This window comes from Streptomyces sp. GbtcB7 (assembly GCF_019091445.1).
In the GTDB taxonomy this organism is placed as follows: Bacteria; Actinomycetota; Actinomycetes; order Streptomycetales; family Streptomycetaceae; genus Streptomyces; species Streptomyces mirabilis.
The window spans coordinates 33,484-53,227 of sequence record NZ_JAGXJM010000033.1 but is presented as its reverse complement, the minus strand read 5'-3'; the positions used below and the strand labels follow the sequence as shown (position 1 = coordinate 53,227).

Annotated in this window: 15 protein-coding genes and 6 pseudogenes; 8 read left to right on the top strand and 13 right to left on the bottom strand. The window is 70.6% G+C overall.

The window, feature by feature from the left end:
• Positions 1-11: 11 nt before the first annotated feature.
• The 5 genes and pseudogenes from KVT44_RS40715 to KVT44_RS40695 all read right to left on the bottom strand — a co-directional run bounded on the left by KVT44_RS40715 (position 12) and on the right by KVT44_RS40695 (position 4,933).
• Positions 12-1,340 (bottom strand): MFS transporter, encoded by a 1,329-nt coding sequence (locus tag KVT44_RS40715; protein WP_368857604.1) that lies wholly within the window; start codon positions 1,338-1,340, stop codon positions 12-14.
• Positions 1,341-1,425: 85 nt separating this feature from the next.
• Entirely contained in the window at positions 1,426-2,142 is a 717-nt protein-coding gene (locus KVT44_RS40710) for a GntR family transcriptional regulator (protein WP_217572870.1), read from the bottom strand.
• Positions 2,143-2,249: 107 nt separating this feature from the next.
• Positions 2,250-2,672 (bottom strand): cell wall metabolism sensor histidine kinase WalK, encoded by a 423-nt coding sequence (locus KVT44_RS40705; protein ID WP_217572868.1) that lies wholly within the window; start codon positions 2,670-2,672, stop codon positions 2,250-2,252.
• Between the two features lie 228 nt (positions 2,673-2,900).
• Positions 2,901-2,996: pseudogene (locus tag KVT44_RS40700) on the bottom strand (transposase); the annotation flags it as partial.
• Positions 2,997-3,154: 158 nt separating this feature from the next.
• Entirely contained in the window at positions 3,155-4,933 is a 1,779-nt protein-coding gene (locus KVT44_RS40695) for a CdaR family transcriptional regulator (protein WP_217572866.1), read from the bottom strand.
• 277 nt (positions 4,934-5,210) lie between these two features.
• On the opposite strand from KVT44_RS40695, the pseudogene KVT44_RS60735 reads away from it, so the two are divergent.
• From KVT44_RS60735 to KVT44_RS40665, 7 genes and pseudogenes are all read left to right on the top strand, one after another.
• Positions 5,211-5,375: pseudogene (locus KVT44_RS60735) on the top strand (general stress protein); the annotation flags it as partial.
• 285 nt (positions 5,376-5,660) lie between these two features.
• Positions 5,661-6,122 (top strand): annotated as a pseudogene (locus KVT44_RS40690) (DnaJ C-terminal domain-containing protein); the annotation flags it as partial.
• On the top strand, positions 6,119-6,526 hold the full coding sequence (locus KVT44_RS40685) for a chaperone modulator CbpM (protein ID WP_217572864.1): 408 nt from the start codon (positions 6,119-6,121) through the stop codon (positions 6,524-6,526). The pseudogene KVT44_RS40690 and the gene KVT44_RS40685, both read left to right, overlap by 4 nt.
• A complete protein-coding gene (gene clpB, locus KVT44_RS40680) occupies positions 6,517-9,156 on the top strand; it encodes an ATP-dependent chaperone ClpB (RefSeq protein WP_217572862.1) in 2,640 nt (879 codons plus the stop codon). Before KVT44_RS40685 ends, clpB begins: the two co-directional genes overlap by 10 nt.
• Positions 9,153-9,605: a thioredoxin gene (gene trxA / locus KVT44_RS40675; RefSeq protein WP_217572860.1), complete on the top strand. Its 453-nt coding sequence runs from the start codon at positions 9,153-9,155 to the stop codon at positions 9,603-9,605. Before clpB ends, trxA begins: the two co-directional genes overlap by 4 nt.
• Positions 9,606-9,611: 6 nt before the next feature.
• Positions 9,612-9,872, top strand: coding sequence for a UBP-type zinc finger domain-containing protein (locus tag KVT44_RS40670; protein WP_075033266.1), 261 nt, complete (start codon positions 9,612-9,614; stop codon positions 9,870-9,872).
• A complete protein-coding gene (locus tag KVT44_RS40665) occupies positions 9,872-11,653 on the top strand; it encodes an FAD-dependent oxidoreductase (protein WP_217572858.1) in 1,782 nt (593 codons plus the stop codon). Before KVT44_RS40670 ends, KVT44_RS40665 begins: the two co-directional genes overlap by 1 nt.
• A gap of 150 nt (positions 11,654-11,803) precedes the next feature.
• Here the strand turns inward: KVT44_RS40665 and KVT44_RS40660 are convergent, their stop codons facing one another.
• From KVT44_RS40660 to KVT44_RS40650, 3 genes and pseudogenes are all read right to left on the bottom strand, one after another.
• The gene (locus tag KVT44_RS40660; RefSeq protein WP_217572856.1) at positions 11,804-12,997 is read right to left on the bottom strand and encodes a PP2C family protein-serine/threonine phosphatase; all 1,194 of its coding nucleotides are present in this window, start codon (positions 12,995-12,997) and stop codon (positions 11,804-11,806) included.
• Between the two features lie 126 nt (positions 12,998-13,123).
• A pseudogene (locus KVT44_RS40655) lies at positions 13,124-13,287 on the bottom strand (ISNCY family transposase); the annotation flags it as partial.
• Positions 13,288-13,490: 203 nt separating this feature from the next.
• A pseudogene (locus KVT44_RS40650) lies at positions 13,491-13,806 on the bottom strand (DUF1931 family protein).
• A gap of 661 nt (positions 13,807-14,467) precedes the next feature.
• Here KVT44_RS40650 and KVT44_RS40645 point away from each other — a divergent pair.
• A pseudogene (locus KVT44_RS40645) lies at positions 14,468-16,635 on the top strand (FUSC family protein).
• Here KVT44_RS40645 and KVT44_RS40640 read toward each other — a convergent pair.
• From KVT44_RS40640 to KVT44_RS40620, 5 genes are all read right to left on the bottom strand, one after another.
• Positions 16,609-17,145, bottom strand: a complete 537-nt coding sequence (locus KVT44_RS40640; RefSeq protein WP_217572854.1) for a phosphate-starvation-inducible PsiE family protein — start codon at positions 17,143-17,145, stop codon at positions 16,609-16,611. The pseudogene KVT44_RS40645 and the gene KVT44_RS40640 sit on opposite strands and share 27 nt — an antisense overlap.
• 467 nt (positions 17,146-17,612) lie before the next feature.
• Entirely contained in the window at positions 17,613-17,876 is a 264-nt protein-coding gene (locus KVT44_RS40635) for a hypothetical protein (protein WP_217572852.1), read from the bottom strand.
• A gap of 375 nt (positions 17,877-18,251) precedes the next feature.
• The gene (locus KVT44_RS40630; RefSeq protein ID WP_308314241.1) at positions 18,252-18,689 is read right to left on the bottom strand and encodes a DUF2267 domain-containing protein; all 438 of its coding nucleotides are present in this window, start codon (positions 18,687-18,689) and stop codon (positions 18,252-18,254) included.
• Positions 18,690-18,747: 58 nt separating this feature from the next.
• Positions 18,748-19,143 carry a DUF2267 domain-containing protein gene (locus KVT44_RS40625; protein ID WP_217572850.1) on the bottom strand — a complete coding sequence of 132 codons (396 nt, stop codon included), beginning with the start codon at positions 19,141-19,143 and terminating at the stop codon, positions 18,748-18,750.
• Between the two features lie 98 nt (positions 19,144-19,241).
• Positions 19,242-19,673 carry an Hsp20/alpha crystallin family protein gene (locus KVT44_RS40620; protein WP_217572848.1) on the bottom strand — a complete coding sequence of 144 codons (432 nt, stop codon included), beginning with the start codon at positions 19,671-19,673 and terminating at the stop codon, positions 19,242-19,244.
• Between the last annotated feature and the right edge of the window lie 71 nt (positions 19,674-19,744).

Here is a 19,744-nt window from a genome sequence, read left to right as displayed (position 1 = left end):
GCGGGCGAGGGTCAGGAAGCAGTTGCGAGCGGCCGCTCGGCGCGGCGGGCCACGAGGGTGAAGACGGCGAAGGTGACCGCGCCGAACACGGCCGCGTTGAGGAACATGTAGCGCCAGCCGGTGAGGTCGACGGTGGCGCCGAGCAGGGCGGGGCCGAGCGCCATGCCGGAGGCTGCGGCCACCGTGTACAGACCGGTGTAGGCGCCCAGGACACGGTTGTTGGGCGCCAGGCTCCATAGGGCGACCAGGCCGTTGACGGAGAAGACGGCGTAGCCGATCGAGGCGATGGCCACGGAGGCGGCGGTGAACGCCGGCGTGGGTTCGGCGAAGCCGACGAGCAGGCCCGCGACGAACAGGGCGATGCCGTAGCGGATCATGCGGAGCTCGCCGAGCCGGTGCGAGAGGTAGGCCAGCGGGACGACGCAGATGAGGAAGGCGATCGCGCCCGGCAGGGCGATGCCGCCCGCCGCGCCCCGGGTCAGGCCGAGGACCTCGGTGCCGTACGGGGTGGTCAGCGAGCGCAGTGCAGCCCACATGCCGGCGAAGCAGAAAATGCCGACCATGAGCAGCAGCCGGACCCGGCTCGGTTCCCGTACGAGGTCCTTGAGGACCGCCCACGGCGAGGAGAACGGGTCAGCCTGGTCGGTGTTGGTGTCCTCGCGGCGTAGCGCTGCGGGGTGGCGGCGGCCCAGGAAGCGGTAGGACAGAGTCACCATGACGATCATCAGGAACGGCGGGATGGCGAAGGCGGCCTTGAGGCTGTGATCCACCACCAGCAGGCTGATGAGGGCCGAGACGATGATGGTGAGACTGACGCCGGCCTTGATGAACCCCTGGGCCTTGCCGCGCTGTTGGGGTGCGACGTAGTCGGAGACCAGGGTTTCGGTGACGCCCTTGAAGGAGTTGGCGGTCAGGCCGAACGCGAAGATGCAGAGCATGAGCATCGGCAGGCTGGTGGCCCACGGGATCAACGCGAAGGGCACGGCCGCCACGCACGCCCCGGCTACCACGATGGGCCAGCGTCCGGTGCGACGCAGGGCCAGCCGGTCGGAGATCAGGCCCATCCAGGGCTGGATGATGACGCCGAGTCCGGTGTCCAGGCCCATGATCAGGCCGATGACAGTGGCGGAGGACACGAAGTGACGCAGCTGGGCGGGGACTTGGGCGTCGTAGAAGTTCCACACCGACTCCTGGGCGAAGATCGCGAGGGCGACCCACAGGACGGCGCTTCCGCTCATGCGCTCCGGCCGTTTGGCCGCGGGGGCGGTCTCGAGCGCGGTCGGTGCAGCCGCCGAGGCGGGGGGCTGGGGTGGTTCGTCGTGCAACATGGCGGCTCCTATGCCATATGCTATAGCAAAATAGTGGTGTGTCTGTGCGTCGGCGACCTCCCGAGGGGCCGACGGGCAGACAGCTGAAGGAAGGGGGTCAGGTGCTGGACAGCTGGACGAGCGCGGCGCGGTGGTGGGCGGTGGCAAGCTGTTCGGCGCGGTCCTCGTCGCGCTCCAGAAGGGCGTCCAGCAGCTCGCGGTGCTCGCGGTAGCGGCTGCGGAAGCTCTCGGCCCGGCCGGGGGCCAACTTCATGGTCAGGTCGAGGCGTTCCTCATCGCTGAAGGCGCGAGCCTGGGTCAGCAGACCCTCCAGCACCGGATTGGCCACGCACGCCTCGACTTGGTGGTGGAATTCGCGCAGCAGCCGGAACACGGCGGTGACCTGGTCGGCCACCGGAGCGTCGATCCCCTGGTCGGCCAGTGTCTGCTCGATCCCGGCGACCAGGTGGTCGGCGTCGTCCAGCAGGCCGACGAGCTCGGTCAGCTGGGCGGCCGTGGCGTTGCGGGCCGCGAGCCTCGCCATCAGGGCGGACAGGCGGACCTCGGCCTCCACGATCTCGCCACGGGCGGCGGCGGAGTGGTCGGCGATCCGCAGCGAGCGCGGGCCGACCCGCTCGACGACCTTCTCGTGGACCAGCTGGCGGAGCGCCTCCCGGATCGGGGTGGGGCTCACTCCCAGACGAGCCGCGAGGTCCCGCTCGGTGATCTTCTCGCCAGGACGCAAGGCGCCCCCGCGGATCGCGTCACGCAGCCGCCGGTAAGCCTGGTCGGCCAGCGAGGTCGTCTCCATGGGGCCGAGGGTGTCCTTGGTCATGCCGCCCAGACTGACTCCTGCTATAGCAAACAGTCAATGGGTTCATTGCTGATTCCTTTTCGGGAGGTTGCCGCGACGCGTCCCTGGCCACCACGCGCTCCACGTGGTCACCGGGGCGGCAGGGCGGGGAGCGTGACGGTGACGGCGGTCCCTGAGCCGGTGTGCGAGGTGATGCGCACGGTGCCGTGGTGCGCGTGGACGACCGCCTGGCCGATGGCCAGGCCGAGTCCGGAGCCGCCGCGGGCCCGGCTGCGGCTGGCCTCGGCCCGCCAGAACCGGTCGAACACGCGGGAGAGGTCTTGCTGTGTGATCCTGGGCCCCTGGTCGGCCACCCGGATGACGGCCTCGCCGCCGGACGACTCGAGGGAGACGTCGATCGGGGTGCCGGCCGGAGTGTGCTGGACGGCGTTGCCGACGAGGTTGTTGAGGACCTGCTGGAGCCGTGGAGCGTCTCCGCGTACGTGGACGGGCGCGTCGGCGTACAGGTGGATGGTGCGGTCCGGGGCGACGACACGGGCGTCCTCGACCACATCGGTGGCCAGCGCCGCAGGTCGACGCGCTGTGCTTCCAGGGGGCGTCCGGCGTCCAGGCGGGCGAGCGGGGAGAGTTCCTCGACGAGCAGGCGCATGCGGCCGACCTCGCCGTCGACCCGTTCTCTGAATCTTCGCAGGGAATCGGGGCCTTGAGGCCGGGCGGGAATGCGATCCTCGGTCCTGAGGTGCGAAGCGCCGGAGTTCTCTGCGCCTTTGTGGTGACGGTCAGGCTGGCCGCTTCTGGCTGTCGATGTAGTCCTTGACGATGCTCAGCGGTGCGCCGCCGCAGGAGCCCGCGAAGTAGGACGGGGACCAGAACACGGGCCCGTGCCGATCCGGTTGATCCGGCCGCTGTACTCCGCGCGCAGGTAACGGGAGCTGAGCGCCTGCGGTCGATTCGACAAGTCAGACGCTCCCGTAACAGGGCATTCCGACCAACTGCCCGCCGGTGTCGCTCGCACAACGGTTCTAGCGTGGCATCAGCCGGGTCCACCCAGTACGATCTTCCACACTCGGGTCGCCACCTGGAGGTTGAGCCGGTCCTCGACGTTCGCGAGGTCGTTGCCGCTGATGTCGCGGATGCGCTGAAGCCGATAGCGCAGCGTGCTGCGGTGGATCGCGAGGGATTCGGCGGTCTCGTCGTAGTTGCCGCCGCAGTCGAAGTACCGGGACAGGGTCTCCACCATGGCCGTGTGGTGCTGGGAGTCGTAGTTGATGAGCTGCCCGAGCCACTCGTGGACGAACGTCTCTAGTTCCCGGTAATCGTTGCCGGGTCCCAGGATGCGGTAGAGGCCAAGCTCGTCGAAGAACGTCGTGCCGTAGCGCTCGCGGGAGTGGCGGCGCACTTCCAGGGCGCGCTGCGCCTCCTGGTAGCGGTGGGGGATGTCGGCCAGGGAGTCGCAAGGGGCGCTCACTCCGATCGTCCCGGACCGTGTCCCGGTCTCCCGGGCGAGCGCCTCGTACAGTGCGCGGGCGTGCGGCCTGGCGTCGGCGACCAGGACCACGTGGTCGGAACGTTGGGTCAGCAGCGAGCGCATGCCCACGGCAGAGGCCGCCCGGCCCACGGTCTGCGCGAAGGAATCGCCCGCAGTCCGGTTCGACCACTGCACCACGACGATGTAGTGGCTGCGGTGCAGGTCATGTCCGACTGCCTCGGACCGGGCGTAGGCGCTTGCCTCGTCCGTCCCTGCCAGGAGGTCGTCGACCAGCTCGCGGTGCAGCCTCAGCTCCACTTCGGCCAGACTACGCAGGTGCGCCAGCTCCAGGGCGAGCGACGTGGCGGCGTGTTCCAGCGCGAGCACGGTGTGCTCGTCGGCCTCACCCCGGGCATCGACCAGGGCCAGCACGCCCAGGATCTCGCCGTGCGGGCGGACCAGGGTGATCAGCCGGTCCTTTATCCGCACCGGCCCGGCCTCCCGGGCGACGGCGTGCAGCATTTCGTCCTGGCGCACGGGGTCCGGTTCCGGATAGGGGTCGGGGCGGCTGGGGCCGGTCCAAGACCTCAGCCGACCGAAGCGGTCCTCGACCAGCGTGGGGAGTCCAGTGAGCCCGTGCAGTGCGTGGGTGATGGCTCCCTCGCCGCCGCCCGAGGCAGCGACGTCGGCCATGAGCGCGTGAACGGCCTGCTGGAATCCCAGCTCAGCCACGACGGAGATCAGCTGCCTCTGGAGGGCTGTCCGTTCCTCCCTCAGCCGGTACAGCTCCAGCGCGTCCTCGCGTTGGCTGCGGTGTGCGAAGGCGACTGACAGAGCAGCAGCGGTGTGCCGGACGAGCGTGGCGAGCCGGGATCGCTCGGCCTCGGTGGGCCGGGAGCGGGCCGTCACCACGAGGTAGCCGTGGAGTCCCTCAACACCGCGCAGCCCCAGGGCCTGGCCCCAGGACCGGCCGGGTACGGTCACAGGGCCGTCTTGCCCGGCCAGCTCCCGCACCCTCCGGTCCACGGCCAAGGCATGGATCTGCCCGTTCCTCGGGCTGGGGACCAGGTCGCCGTCCACCTTGAGGTATCCGGCCTCGGCGCTGTATGGCCCTGCGGCGGCTATGTGGTCCATGGCCAGGCGCAGGATCTCGCCTTCGTCCGGGGTGTCGAACAGGGCGCGGGAGAGCACCATCAGTTCGTGGAGGGCATGGTCGGCTGGGGTGGGAACGGGGTGGCGGGGCCCTCTCCGCGCGGCCGTGGGGTGCTGCCTGGCGCTGCCCTGCAGCCTGCCCTCCCGGTCGGAGCGGCGGCGGTAGAGGTTGTGTGTCCGGCTGCCGGCCATGGGATCACTCCGTTCTCCCCGAGCCGGCAGTACACGTTCCGGGCCCAGCCGGCCATGGGATTATTCCCATCCCCCGAGCCTGCCGAGAGGTGACAGCGACCCTTCCTTTACACCCCTCCGTCCAACTTACCCGAGATGTTCGGAGTCTTCGTCTCGTGCTCGCGGGGCGACGGGCTCAGTTGTTCTTTGACCCGCCGGGTGCAGGCGTAGAGCTGCTCGGTTCGCGAGTCTGGGGCTGCCGGGGGCCGCCGAGCGTACCGGCAGGAAGGACTGGGCGATGACCGAGCAGCCTCGTAGGCCCGTTGCCACGTACGAGACGTACCAGGAAGCCGAACGCGCCGTCGACCATATCTCGGACCAGGCGTTTCCTGTGCAGAGGGTGGCCATCATCGGCCAGGACGTCCGCCTCGTCGAGCATGTCATCGGCCGTATGGACTACGTCAGGGCCGCCCTGCACGGAGCGGCGAGCGGGGCCCTTCCCGGTGCGCTGATCGGCTGGCTCTTCGGCCTGGTCGACTGGGTGGACCCCCCTCGTCTCCGCCCTGCGCAGCGCCCTCTATGGCCTGATTTTCGGAGCGGTCGTGGGCGCGCCGTTCGGCCTGCTGCTGTACGCCCTGCAGGGCGGCCGCCGAAACTTCGCCTCCGTCCGCTGGGTGCAGCCCAGCCGGTACGACGTCGTCGTGGACAAAGCGGTCGCCGACGAGGCCGTACGGCTGCTCCACTCACCGGTCCCACCGGGCAGCCGCGGCGGTGCGAGGTCGACGTGCCGCCGGGCGTCACCGACGGGCGGCGCATCCGGCTGGCGGGCGAGGGCGGCCGGGGCAGTGGGAACGCCCCCGCGGGCGACCTGTACCTGCGGGTGCGTATCCAGCCCCACCCCCGGTTCCGGCTGGAGGGCCGCGACGTGCACGTCCAGGTCCCGGTCGCCCCCTGGGAGGCGGCCCTGGGTGCGACCGGGCCGGTGCCCGCCCCCGGCGGTGGCACGGCCAAGGTCACGGTGCCTGCGGGCTCATCCAGCGGCCGGCGGCTGCGGCTGCGCGGCGAGGGCATGCCGAACCCGCGCGGCGCGAACGGCGACCTGTACGCCGAACTCCGCATGGTGGCGCCGCCCGCCCTCGGCGACCGGGAGCGCGAACTGTTCGAGGAGTTCGCCGCCACCTCCTCGTTCGACCCCAGGAGGACGCGATGAACGACCGACCCGCGGGAGCGGCAGGCATCGGCCGGGCCGGCGTGGGCGACCGTCCGGTACGGACGGGCGTCGACGTCACCGCCTCGACGGCTGTCCGGTACGAGCTCGTGCCCGCCCCCAGGCTCTCCCTGGACGCTGTGGCCCGTCACTCGGGCCTCCACCCCGATACGGTCCGCCGGTTCGTCGCCCTGGGCCTGGTCGACGCCGAACGCGACGCCGCGGGGCACCTGGTGTTCGACCCCACGGCCCCGGCGGTCCTTGCCCGCATCCAGCGGCTGCGCACCGGACTCTGCCTCAACTACGCATCCATCGGCCTGGTGCTCGACCTGCTCGACCGCATCAGCCTGCTCGAAGCCGCCCTGCGCGGCCGCGGCACGAGGAGTGAAACACCCCCATGGACATGAACCGTCTCACCCAGAAGTCCCAGGAAGCCCTCCAGGAGGCCCAGACCGCGGCCGGCCGCATGGGGCACACCGAGGTCGACGGGGAACACCTGCTGCTCGCACTTCTCGATCAGGCGGACGGTCTGATCCCGCGGTTGCTGCAACAGGCGGGCATCGAGCCGAAGGAACTGCGCGCCGCTGTGCGCGAGGAACTCTCCCGCCGCCCGAAGGTCACCGGCCCCGGCGCGGCACCCGGCCAGGTCTTCGTCACTCAGCGCCTCGCCCGCCTGCTCGACGCCGCCGAACGGGAGGCCAAACGCCTCAAGGACGAGTACGTGTCCGTGGAGCACCTCCTGCTCGCCCTGGCTGAGGAGAGCTCTTCAACCGCCGCCGGGCGACTGCTCAAACAGGCCGGCATCACCAGGGACTCGTTCCTGAGCGCGCTCACCCAGGTTCGCGGCAACCAGCGCGTCACCTCCGCGAACCCCGAAGTGGCCTACGAGGCTCTGGAGAAGTACGGTCGCGATCTCGTCGCCGAGGCCAGGGACGGCAGGCTCGACCCGGTCATCGGCCGGGACGCCGAGATCCGCCGCGTCACCCAGATCCTCAGCCGCAAGTCCAAGAACAACCCCGTCCTCATCGGCGACCCCGGCGTCGGCAAGACCGCCATCGTCGAGGGCCTCGCCCAGCGCATCGTCCGCGGCGACGTGCCCGAAGGGCTCCGCGACAAGATCGTGTTCGCACTCGACATGGGCTCCCTGGTCGCCGGCGCCAAGTACCGCGGTGAGTTCGAGGAACGCCTCAAGGCCGTACTCAGCGAGGTCAAGGCCGCCCAGGGGCGCATCTTGCTCTTCGTCGACGAACTGCACACCGTCGTCGGCGCGGGCGCCGCCGAAGGGGCCATGGACGCGGGCAACATGCTCAAGCCGATGCTCGCCCGCGGCGAACTCCACATGATCGGCGCCACCACCCTCGACGAGTACCGCAAGCACATCGAGAAGGACGCCGCCCTCGAACGCCGCTTCCAGCAGGTCCTGGTCGACGAGCCGAGCGTGGAGGACACCATCTCCATCCTGCGCGGACTGCGCGAACGCCTCGAGGTCTTCCACGGCGTGAAGATCCAGGACACCGCGCTGGTCTCCGCGGCAACCCTAAGCCACCGCTACATCACCGACCGGTTCCTGCCCGACAAGGCCATCGACCTGGTCGACGAGGCGTGCGCCCGGCTGCGTACCGAGATCGACTCGATGCCCGCCGAACTCGACGAGATCACCCGCCGCGTCACCCGCCTGGAGATCGAGGAAGCGGCCCTGTCCAAGGAGACCGACCCCGCCAGCAAAACCCGCCTGGAGGAGCTTCGCAGGGAACTGGCCGACCTGCGCGGCGAGGCCGACGCCAAACGCGCCCAGTGGGAGGCCGAACGGCAGGCGATCCGCCGCGTGCAGGAACTGCGCCAGGAACTGGAGCAGGTCCGCCACGAGGCGGAGGAGGCCGAACGCGCCTACGACCTCAACCGCGCCGCCGAACTCCGCTACGGCCGCCTCCAGGACCTGGAGCGCCGACTCGCCGCAGAGGAGGAGCAACTGGCCGCCAAACAAGGGCAGAACCGGCTGCTGCGCGAGGTCGTCACCGAGGACGAGATCGCCGAGATCGTCGCCGCCTGGACCGGCATCCCCGTCACCCGCCTCCAGGAGGGCGAACGCGAGAAACTGCTGCGCCTCGACGAGATCCTGCGCGAGCGCGTCATCGGCCAGGACGAGGCCGTCAAGCTGGTCACCGACGCCATCATCCGCGCCCGCTCCGGCATCCGCGACCCTCGCCGCCCCATCGGCTCGTTCATCTTCCTCGGCCCCACCGGCGTCGGGAAGACCGAGCTGGCCAAGACCCTCGCCCGGGCCCTGTTCGACTCAGAGGAGAACATGGTCCGCCTCGACATGAGCGAGTACCAGGAGCGGCACACTGTCAGCCGGCTCATGGGCGCACCGCCCGGATACGTCGGCTACGAGGAAGGCGGCCAGCTCACCGAGGCCGTACGCCGCAAGCCGTACTCGGTTGTGCTGTTCGACGAGATCGAGAAGGCGCACACCGATGTCTTCAACACCCTGCTGCAGATCCTCGACGACGGCCGCATCACCGATGCTCAGGGCCGCACCGTCGACTTCCGCAACACCGTGATCATCATGACGTCCAACATCGGCTCCGAGCACCTCCTCGACGGCGCCACCGCCGAGGGTGAGATCAAACCGGACGCCCGCGCCCTTGTGATGGGCGAGCTGCGCGGGCACTTCCGCCCGGAGTTCCTCAACCGCGTCGACGACATCGTGCTGTTCAAACCGCTCGGTGAGCGGCAGATCGAGCGGATCGTGGAGCTGCAGTTCGACGAGCTGCGGCAGCGGCTCGCCGAGCGCCGCATCACCGTCGAACTAACCAACGCTGCCCGGGAGTCGATCGCCCACCAGGGCTACGACCCGGTGTACGGGGCCCGGCCGCTGCGGCGTTACATCTCCCACGAGGTCGAGACGCTGGTCGGGCGCGCCCTGTTGCGCGGCGACGTCCAGGACGGCGCGACGGTGCGCGTCGACGCCGAGCACGGAGAGCTGGTGGTCACCTACGACCAGCCCGAGGATGTGAAGGGAGCGAGGGCGGCATGAGTACCGTGCAAGCCACCAACATCACCTGCCCGCACTGCGGGCGCACCAACCGGGTACCCGTGGCAGCCGAGGGCCGCCCCAGGTGCGGCAACTGCAAGCAGCCTCTGCCGTGGATGGCCGACGCGGGCGACGACTTCACAGAGGTCGTCGAGCAGGCCACCGTGCCCGTCGTCGTCGACCTGTGGGCCACCTGGTGCGGCCCCTGCCGCATGGTGAGCCCCGCGCTGGAGAAGGTCGCCGGTCTCGCGGGAACGATCAAGCTGGTCAAGGTCGACATCGACAAGAACCCGCGCCTGGCGCGGCGGTTCGAGGTCCAGGCGGTACCGACGCTGCTGGTCCTCGACAAAGGACAGACCATCGCCCGGCAGTCGGGTGCCGCACCTGCCCCTGCCCTGCGGCGGTGGGTGGAGCAGTCGATCGCGGTCCGCGAACCGGCCGGGAAAGGGTGATCGGCCATGACCGTACGGACCGACCCCCACCTCGCCCTCGTACGCCCCGTCACCCCGCGCGCCCCGGGGTGCGAGGAATGCCTGGCCACCCGTTCCCCCTGGGTCCACCTCAGGCTCTGCCTGACCTGCGGCCACGTCGGGTGCTGCGATTCCTCGCCAAACCGGCACGCCCGCCGTCACGCCGCCGCCGACGGCCATCCGATCGTGGCGTCGCTGGAGCCCGGCGAGGACTGGCGGTGGTGCTTCGTCCACGAGGCGTTCGTGTGATGCCCGGCGACGAGACGCGGCCGGGCGCAGCGCCCGTGCCAGACGAGGCGGAGGAGAGCGTCCCCTTCGAGACCCCCGACATCTACGGCGCCTATCCCCGCCTGCCGGACGACCAGATGGCCCGCCTGGCGCAGCATGGCCGGAGGCGCCCGGTTGACGCCGGTGACGTGCTGATCCGAGAGGGGGAGCGGTGCGAGACGTTCTACGTCGTCCTCAGTGGCTCGGTCGCCATCGTCGAGGGCTACGGCACACCCGGTGAACGCCTGCTGCGCGTGCATGGCCCTGGCCGCTTCATCGGCGAACTCGGCCTCCTGAACGGACAGGTGGCCTTCTACACCGCCGTGGTCAGGGACCCCGGCGAGATCCTCACCCTGTCCATGGATCAGCTGCGTGACCTGGTGACCCGGGACTCCATCCTTGGTGATGTGGTGCTGCGCGCCTGCCTGGGCCGCCGCGCCCTGCTCGTCGGGCAGGGCGCCGGTTTCCGCATCATCGGCTCGCGCTATTCGCCCGACACCCGGCGGCTGCGCGAGTTCGCCGCCCGCAACCGGCTGCCGCACCGCTGGATCGACCTGGAGACGGACGAGGAGGCCGAGGCGCTGCTGCGCCGCTTCGCGGTCGGTCCGGAGCAGACGCCGCTGGTGATCTGGCGGGACACGACCTTGCTGCGCAATCCGAGCAACGCCGAACTGGCCCGGTTCATCGGCCTGCCGCCCCTGCCGTCGGGCAACGGCCGCGGCGATCTCCTGATCGTCGGCTCCGGTCCAGCCGGTCTCGCCGCCGCGGTGAACGCCGCCTCGGAAGGCCTCGGCACGACCGTGGTCGAGGCGATGGCCACCGGCGGCCAGGCCGGGACGTCCTCCCGCATCGACAACTGCTTCGGCTTCCCCTCCGGCATCTCCGGCGCCGAACTCACCGAGCGCGGGGTGCTCCAGGCGGGCAAGTTCGGCGCCCGGATCAGCGTCCCGGCGGAGGCGGCCCGGCTCGAACCGCGGGACGGCCACTACGCTGTCAGGTTCGCCGACGGCAGCGAGATCACCGCCCGTACCGTCGTCCTGGCCACCGGCGCCCGCTACCGCCGCCTCCATGTGCCAGGCATCGAACCGTTGGAGGGCGCGAGCGTCCACTACTCGGCGACCGTCTACGAGGCCCAGCAGTGCCGTACCGACCCGGTGGCGGTGGTCGGCGGCGGCAACTCCGCGGGCCAGGCCGTGCTCTTCCTGGCCGGGTACGCACCGCAGGTGTATCTGCTCGTCCGTGGGCCGAGCCTCGAGGCGCACATGTCCCGCTACCTGACCGATCAGATCGAGCGCCACCCGCGGGTGCGCGTGCTGCTGCACACCGAGATGACCGAGGCACTCGGCGACAAGGCGCTGGAGGCGGTCACCGTGGTCGACCACCGTACGGGCGAGCGTCGCCACCTCGCGGTGCGGGCCCTGTTCGTCTTCACCGGCGCCGACCCTCACACCGAGTGGCTGTCCGGCGCGCTCGCCCTCGACGCGCGCGGCTACGTGCTCACCGGCGCGGAGGCGCAGGCGTGCTCCGTTCCCGAACTGTGGCAGAGCCAGGGCCGCGACTGCCTGACGTTGGAGACCAGCCTGCCTGGCGTCTTCGCCGCCGGCGACGTCCGCAGCGGCTCGGTGAAGCGTGTGGCCTCCGCGGTCGGCGAAGGCGCGATGAGCATCCACTTCGTGCACCGCTACCTGGGCCACACGGCCGCGCACGGCGGCACCGACAGCTCACCGCACACCCGTCCGAAGGAGTCCGCTTGGCTCGCATGACACCCAGCGGGCGACGAGATCACGAGAAGGAGGCGACGGGAATGACCATGCCCGTCCGGCGCCAGACTGAGCGACGCTCGGCATCCACCGACGTCAGCGTCTGCGTCCTCGGAGTACCGGCGCCACGGCTGCACTCTCCGGCTCTTGCGGTCACGGATCAGGGGGCTGCCACTCGAACATCAAGATCGTGGCGTCGTCGCTGAGTTTGTTGTGCCGATGCTCGAGGATGGCATGGATGAGCAGGCGCAGCACTTCCGGGGCGCTCTGCCCCGCTGCGGTCGACCGGATGATGTAGTCGGTGAAGCGCTCCAGGCCGAACTCTTCGCCTGCATCATCGCGTGACTCCACGACGCCGTCTGAGTAGAGCAGTATTCGGTCACCGGGTTCGAGGCTGACGTCGTGCACCTGACGGGCGGTCCCGGCGAGACTGGCGGGCAGACCCAAAGGAGGCTCAGGTGGCCGCTCCAAGGCCTTATGGAGCAGGCGGTGGCGACGGATGAGCAACGGAGGCGGGTGGCCGCAGTTGCACCAGCGCAGCACACCGGTGGGCATGTGCAACTGGGCGAAGACACCCGTGCAGAACTGCTCCGGAAGCCACTTCGCCAGCGCCTCGTCCACGGTGCCCACGAGTTTGTACAGGTCTGCCCCGCTGCGCCGGGCGTTACGGCAGCCTGCCATGGCGACAGAGGTGGCAAGTCCGGACGCCAGGTCGTGCCCCATGCCGTCAAGGATTGTGGCGTGCAGAACGTCCTCGGTGAACGCATGGTCGAAAGCATCGCCGCCCAGTTCGTACGCAGGCTCCAGAACCGCCGTCGAAACGACCCGCCCGGTGCCGATCGACCGGGGAGGGAGAAAAGCCCTCACCATCTCCGTGGGCAGGTGCATCGGCCTGGTACGCATGCGCTGCGCGATGGTGTCGCTGTAGGTGCGCTTGGATGTGATGATCAGTGCGAGGAGCAGCGCCGTCGTTCGACAGCGCCGTAGCTTGAGCCCGTCCAGGGTACTCATGTTCAGCTCCACGACGCCCAGCCGCTCCGCCCCGTCGGCGAGGGGTAGCCATAGGTTCAGCCCGCCGGAGGGGCCTTCTTCCACTCGGAGAGAGTCGGTGCGGTAGGCCCATCCGGCCAGCGAAGTGTCGAGCTCCAGTTCCGGCTCGCCTTCGACAAGTGGCACCAGCAGTCTTTGCTGGATGTCGACCAGATAGATATCGGCCCTGCCCAGACCCATGGCCTCGGCATACCGGTTCAGGACCACGGGCAGTTCCGCAGGTGATGCCCGCTGGGCTGCTCTGACCAGTTCCTCCAGCAGCCGCTCCCCGGACCCGACGGACACGTTCCTGTCCATGCCTTCGATGATCCCTGCGAGGTCGAGCCGCCACAATCTGAGCTCTCCGAACCCGAGATGTGGGCCGATCAGCCTGGGGTGCTGGGGCTTGCCCTTGCGGATTGGTCGGGCTTCGGGATCGGCTTACGACATCAGCCGGTCGGGATCGTGCGGATCCCCGCAAGCCGCACAGCGGTCTGCTCCAGCAGCCGGCGGGTGCCCGCCGCGGTCTCGGCCAGCTCGCCGACCAGGTGCGTCAGCCGCCCCAAGGGCTGTTTGCCCAGCGCGCGTCGGGGGTTGCGCTCCACCGCAGGACGAGTTCGACGTGGATGCGGCGCTGCAGCGCGGGCTCTGGACCGCCTGGCGCTGCTGGCGGAGGTCACGACCGCTCTTGGCAGCACCCTGGACGTGGACGAGGCCCTGCGGCGGCCAGCAGGATTGTTGCGGCAGCCGAGGAAGCAGAGCGCGCTGACGCTGTTTGGCCGTGGCCTGCACCGCCTGGTCCGGTCGCCACTCACAGCAGGAGGTCGAAGACGGCTCGGGCGTCGTCCCAGTGCTGAGTCTGGGGGTTCTTCAGGTCGGGGTGGAGGATCTTGAAGCTCTGGGCAAGGGCCAGGCTGAGTCCGCCGATGCTCCTGCAGGCCTTTCGTGATCGGTAGGTCACAGGTCCGGATGATGTCGCGCCCGTTGGCCTTGGCAGTGGCCTGGGCGACGGTCAGCAGATCGTAGAGCTTGGCGTCGACGAAGTCGCTGTAGCGTTTGAGATCGTTCTTGTCGACGTCCAGCCCCGCGGCCGCGCGGAAGAACCTTTCGAACCTGGCGATGGACATCACGGTCATGACGGCAACCTCCGGCTGCGGGCGCCGGGGTGGCTCCCGGCCCCTGGGCTTCCCATTCAGCCTGGCCGACGGGACGCGGGAACGCATGCGCATGTCGGGCCCAATTAGCCTCCCTGTATTGCCCTGCCAGGCCCAGGTGTCCGACTGCCCGGGTAGTCGGACGGGCGTGCGGATCGACAGCAGGGTGAACACCGCGTCGCGGAGCGGCCCCACGTAAAGGGTGACCCTCCGGATGTCGCTGCCCATGAGGCCGAACGCCGCAGTGGCGAACACGCCAGGGAGCGCTCGGGAGAGGCCGGTGAACAGCAGCCAGGGCCGGTTGACGCGGACCAGCCTGCCTAGCAGCCGCAACCGACCGCGGACGCCGGGCAGGACGTAGTGCGGTGCCTCGCTGGTGTACTGGATCCTCCCGGGTGGCAGGGCGTTGCCGGACTCCGGGATCGGCGCTCCGATCACGCCGAGGGCCGCTCCCCTCAGCCGGTGGGCGACGCGCATCAGGCTGAGCACGGGCAGCGACAGCAGCGCGATGTGCTCCGGCGGGCTGATCATGGCGATTGCCCTGTACGCGAGGGTGCCTGTTTGTGGGTGTAGGTCGGCCCGGGGGCGCGCGGCCGACGCGACCCGGCAGGGCGTTCCGGCTAGGCTCACACCCGTGACGTGGCTGCGGGCCTTCGGGGAGGTCGTGCGATCCGGGCTCACGATCGAGGAGACGCGGCTGGAGCCCCTGCTCGCGCTGCGCACGGCCGCTGGGGTGGCAATCGTCATCGGGCCGGCGCTGTGGCTGGTCTCCCCTGCGTATGCCGCGTCCGCCGCCCTCGGTGCCTACTCCGCGGGTGGGGCCACCTTCCAGCGCACCTGGCGTCCACGCAAGGTGATCGCGCTCGGCGCGGGCGCGGGCCTGGCGCTCAGCACCTTCGTGGGCTACCTGGCGGCGGGACGACTCGTGACGTTCCTCCCACTGCTGGCCGTATGGGCCTTTGTCGCGGGGATGGCGTGGGCCGTCGGATCGACCGCTGGGATCGTCGCAGCGACGACGGTCGGCAGCATGCTGGTGACCATCACCCTGCCCACGAGCGTCGGGCGAGCCCTGGAGCACGCCGGGGTCATCGCGCTCGGAGGCGTGGTGCAGGCCGTGCTGATCTTGCTGTTCCCGATCCGCCGTTGGGGGGCGCATCGTGACGCGCTCGCCGACGCCCTGGCCGCCGTGGCGGACTACGCCCGCCGGCTGCGGCACGACCCGGCGGCCCCGTTCGACCCGGAGCCGTTGATGACGGCCCGGGACGCGGCCGCCGTGACGCCATCACAGGCCCGCACCCGTCCCCCCGTCCTCCACGGCCCCCGGGGACTCGCCGAGCGCATTCGGCCGGTCGTCGCCGCGCTCGCCGACCCGGACGTCGGCGCCCCGGCGGAGGGACCCGGGCGGGACCGCGCGCGGGAGTTACTCGACGCGGCCGCCGATGTCCTGGATGCGGCCGCCCGTTCGATCCGCCGCGGCACTCCCGCCGAGGTGCCGCCCAGGAGCACGGACGTGCTGCGCGTCGACGAGGAGCACGAGGTGCTGGAGGGGCCCGCGCGGCAGGCCGCCGGCTCGTGGAACTGCTCGGCGAGGCGTTGGAGATCGCCGGGAGCGGCGGCGCGCGCGGGAGGACGCCCACGCCGCCCGGCCCCGCGGACGCCCAGTTCCTGGTGCGCCCGACTATGTTCCGGCTGGTCCCGGTCGTCGTCCGGGCGGTACGCCGTGAGCTCCGCCGGGACTCGCCCGTGTTCCGGCATGCCGTCCGCCTGGCGGCGGTGGCCACGCTAGGCTATCTGATCGCCGCCCGGCTCCCCCTGGGCCACGGCTACTGGGCGCCCATCGCCTCGGTGATGGTGATGCGGCCGGACTTCCACCGGACGTACGCGCGTGCGGTGGCCCGTCTCGCCGGGACCCTGGCGGGGGTCGCGCTCGCCACCGGGATGGTGCGGGCCCTGGGCCCGGACGCCCATGTGTTCGGCGCGCTGGCGGTGGTCTCGGCGTGCCTGTCGTACACGCTGATCCGTACCGGCTACGCCTACTCCCAGTGCTTCACTGCCGCGTACGTCGTCTTCCTGCTCGGCATGGGCGGCCAGGCATGGGAGCAGACGGTCCCGGAGCGGGTGGTGCTCACCCTGCTCGGCGGGGCCCTGGCAATGCTGGCGTACGTGGTGTTCCCCGCATGGGAGACGCCCCGGCTGGCGGGCCGGCTTGCGGACTGGCTCGCCGCCAACGGCCGCTACGCCGCCGCGGTGCTCCGCAGCTACGCCGAACCGACCCGGGAGCATCGCGCCGACATGCGCAGGGCACTGCTGGCGAGCAGGGAGGCACGTGCCGCCTGGCAGGAGGCATACGACCGGGCAAGGCAGGAACCGGTCCGCCCCAGGGGGCTGACGTCGCGCGAGGCGGAGGAGGCGCAGGAGGCGCTCAAGGGTTTCGGCCGGGCGGCGATGCTCATGGAGAGCCACGTCCCGCGGGCCGACAGCCGTTTCGTCCCCGAGGCAGAGCGGTTCGCCGAGGCCCTGGAGGCGGACACCGCGCAGGCGGCAGTCGATGTGCGCGAGCACAGGAATCCGGACTGGGGGCGCGTGGAGGAGGCGCTCCACGCGTGGGAGGGCTCCGCCGCCGGGGACCGGAGCCCGGTGGTGCGGCGCGGGGCGGAACTGCAGAAGCAAGCCTTGGAGGACCTCGCGACGGCCGTGAGCCGCACACCCCTGGAACGGGACGTCGGCTCCGTTCGCGAGGAGCAGCGGGTGCGGGCGGCGGCGGAAGGTGACGGATCAGGACCCGCGCCCCGGGGTGGGTGACGGCTCCGGCGACGGGGAGCGCCGCGCCTCCTGGAGCGGGAAGTAATCTCCCGGCCGCGTCGAGCGCCGCCACACGTATGTCGCTGTCGCCATCACGAGGATCAGCCCCGCCAGGATGAGCAGTTCGATCCCCTCGACGTTCCACCGGAAGGACTTCTCCGCCTCGGCCGTCACGATGAGCACCTTGCGGATGCCGGCAATCAGGCCGACGACGAGGAACGGCTCCGCGTCGAGGGTCTGGTTCCTGATGGTGAGGCGGACGGTGTGGAGCAGCTCGGCCACGATGAACAGCACAAGGCCGTTGTCCAGGGCGGAGAGAACGACCGTCTCCTCGCGGTACGGCCCCTGGATCGACCTGATGACGTCGTGGACGACCCCAACGGTCAGGAGCCCCGCGAGCAGCACGAGGAGCGCCGCGACGACGAGGTGGATGCCGTCCTCGATGAGCTGCAGGAGGCCCTGTACCCGGCCGCCCTCGATCTTCGGGAGAATGGGTCGCACAGTCAGCATGCTAGGGGTGCCCCGGCCCGCAGGCGCGGCGTGCTGCCGAACGGGTGGACGAGCGGATCCCTCCCTGTCGTGGCAGCCTGGGGAAGCGGCTGGGCGCGACATCACCAAGGCCTACCCGGCGGCAGGACGAGGGTGTACGAGGCAGCCCGAAGCGGACACGAACGGCAGGAACCTTCGGTTCGTCCTGGTCGCCGGCCCGGGCCTGCCCTGCGAGATGGCCCGGGACCTCGCCCGCCGCCTGCCGGAGGATCTGGGCCGCCGCATCGCCAGGGGCATCCGCTGGCAGGCGGACACCGTGACGGCGCCCCGGGTGGCGGACGAGCAGGTCGACGTGGCCCACGTGGCCGAAATCGTCGGTACCCGTCTGAAGGACGGCGACACAACGGCGTCTTCCTCACCGACCTGCCGAGCCGGATGGAGCGCAACCCGGTCAGCACCGAGAATCTGAGCACAGGGTCGCACTGATCTCACTGCCCGCCCTCGGCTCCCGGCGTCTGCGGCGCCGGGTGCGGCAGGCGGTGGTCGGCGTCGTCAGGCAACAGGCCGCGCAGGACGAAGAGCCGCTGGCCCGTCGTCGGCGTCGGGCACCCGGGGAGGACGAGGTCTCGCGTGGGGTGGGCTTCGTGGACGCGCTCGATGCGCAGGGTCTGTGATGCGTGGATCGCGTGGGTGGTGTCGTTGGACCAGGTGCGTTCCCTGTCAGGTTCAGCGTATTGAAGGCCGACCTTCACCGAACTCGGTCTGAGGTGGGAGACGGACGGCCGTCTCGTACCGGGCCGGCCAGATGAGGAGGAGTGGGCGATCCTTGCCCGCCGTCATCCCTGGCCTGGTCGCTGACCGCGCGGTGCGGGCGCCGCGCTCCTGGGCCGCCGGCCCGGCAGTCCGTCACGTCCACACCCGCCGCGCCCCGCCCCCAGCGTCTCCCAGCGCGCGGGGGCAGCACGAAGCCCTGGTCCCGAGCGGACCAGGGCTTCGATCGACGGCCAGGAAGGGGGAACGGGTATCTGCGGCCCCGGCGCCCGCGGCACGAGTCCCGTGGGGTCTTTGCAACCCTGTGTACGCGTCACCGTGACCAACGCGCCCGGCGCCGGACGGACACGGCGCGCTCAGGCGGCGGGGGTGAGTTCGGCGCGGCCGAACAGCAGCGCGAACCCGGAAGGGAGCTGGCGCAGGATGCGGGTGAGGAGGTCGGGGCCGGCCAGGGCGGCGACGGCGGCGAAGACGGCTCCGGTGTCCCAGCGGGTGGTGGCCAAGGAGGTTTCGGCGCGGGCGGCGAGGTCCTTGACGAAGACCCAGCCGGTCAGGGGCTGGGTGTCGGGGATCTGAGCGGCGAGGAGGCGTGCGGCTTCGAAGGGGAGACGGGCGGCGAGCTCGACGCGCTCGTCGCCCGTCAGTTGGCGCCCCAGTCCCGCGACGATCAGACGGATGGCCTCCTCGGCCCGCTCGCGGGTCGGGTAGGCGCCTTCGTAGCGGACCTTCTCCAGCATCTGCTCGTACGACATCGCGGGCACAGGCTGCAGCGGGACGCGCGGGTCGGAGAACACTTGCTGTGATTGCCTTTCTGTCGCCGGGATGGTGGTCACCGGGTGAGTGGGTGGGTGATCAGGCGGGCTGGGGGCGTCCGAAGAGGAGGTCGTAGCCCGCGGGGAGCTGGAGCAGGATCTGCCCCAGCAGTTCGTCACCGGCCGCATCGGCGGCGGTGGAGAGGACGGCGCTGACGTCCCAGGCCGCGGTCTGCTCGGTGGCCCCCTCGATCCAGGCCGCCGTCGCCCGAACGAACCGCTCCGGTGGCAGCGGCTCGGCGCTCTGCAGCGGGTTGAGGAGGATCAGGGCGAAGTCTTCCGGCAGGCGCGCCGCGAGCTGGGCGCGCACCTCGCCGACCAGGTGCGCTCCCAGCAGGGCGAGCACCACACGGGCCGCGTGTTCTGCTTCCTGCAGGCTGTTGTACTCACCGCGTTCCTTCACCCGGTCGAGGAACGCCTCGCGTCGCAGAGTCACCGCCGCCACCTTCTTCGGTCGATGGGGTGCGGAGGACGGGAGAGGGGGGAGACCAGTGACCCGTCCTCCGCCGCTGTTCGGCCCTTGTCGCCCTTGGGTCAGCCGGAGATCTCCCTGCGGCCGGATCCGCCGCCGATAGCGATCTTGCGGGGCTTGGCACGTTCGGCGATCGGGATCCGCAGGGTGAGCACGCCGGCGTCGTAGTCCGCCTCGATGTGCTCGCTGTCCAGCGTGTCGGCCAGCACGATCTGGCGGGAGAAGACACCCAGCGGCCGCTCCGACAGTTCCATCTGCACGTCGTCGGCCTTCGCCACGGGCCGGCGCTCGGCCTTGACGGTCAGCATGTTCCGCTCGACGTCGATGTCGATCGCGTCCGCGCTGACGCCGGGGATGTCGAAGGCCACCACGTACCGGTCGCCCTCGCGGTAGGCGTCCATCGGCATCGGGGACGGCCGCGACCAGGTGCCCGGGCCCATCAGCTGCTGAGCCAGCCGGTCCAGTTCACGGAAGGGGTCAGTGCGCATCAACATCGTGAAAACACCTCCAGCAGGTTCGGGCAGTTGCTGCCAATGCGCTTCACTGAAACCGTTGTAGCATGTCA

Coding starts and splice junctions, on each gene's coding strand:
- KVT44_RS40710 (WP_217572870.1), bottom strand. CDS start 2,142: ATGACCAAGGACACCCTCGGCCCCATGGAGACGACCTCGCTGGCCGAC.
- KVT44_RS40695 (WP_217572866.1), bottom strand. CDS start 4,933: ATGGCCGGCAGCCGGACACACAACCTCTACCGCCGCCGCTCCGACCGG.
- KVT44_RS40685 (WP_217572864.1), top strand. CDS start 6,119: ATGAACGACCGACCCGCGGGAGCGGCAGGCATCGGCCGGGCCGGCGTG.
- clpB (WP_217572862.1), top strand. CDS start 6,517: ATGGACATGAACCGTCTCACCCAGAAGTCCCAGGAAGCCCTCCAGGAG.
- trxA (WP_217572860.1), top strand. CDS start 9,153: ATGAGTACCGTGCAAGCCACCAACATCACCTGCCCGCACTGCGGGCGC.
- KVT44_RS40670 (WP_075033266.1), top strand. CDS start 9,612: ATGACCGTACGGACCGACCCCCACCTCGCCCTCGTACGCCCCGTCACC.
- KVT44_RS40665 (WP_217572858.1), top strand. CDS start 9,872: ATGCCCGGCGACGAGACGCGGCCGGGCGCAGCGCCCGTGCCAGACGAG.
- KVT44_RS40660 (WP_217572856.1), bottom strand. CDS start 12,997: ATGGACAGGAACGTGTCCGTCGGGTCCGGGGAGCGGCTGCTGGAGGAA.
- KVT44_RS40640 (WP_217572854.1), bottom strand. CDS start 17,145: ATGCTGACTGTGCGACCCATTCTCCCGAAGATCGAGGGCGGCCGGGTA.
- KVT44_RS40620 (WP_217572848.1), bottom strand. CDS start 19,673: ATGTTGATGCGCACTGACCCCTTCCGTGAACTGGACCGGCTGGCTCAG.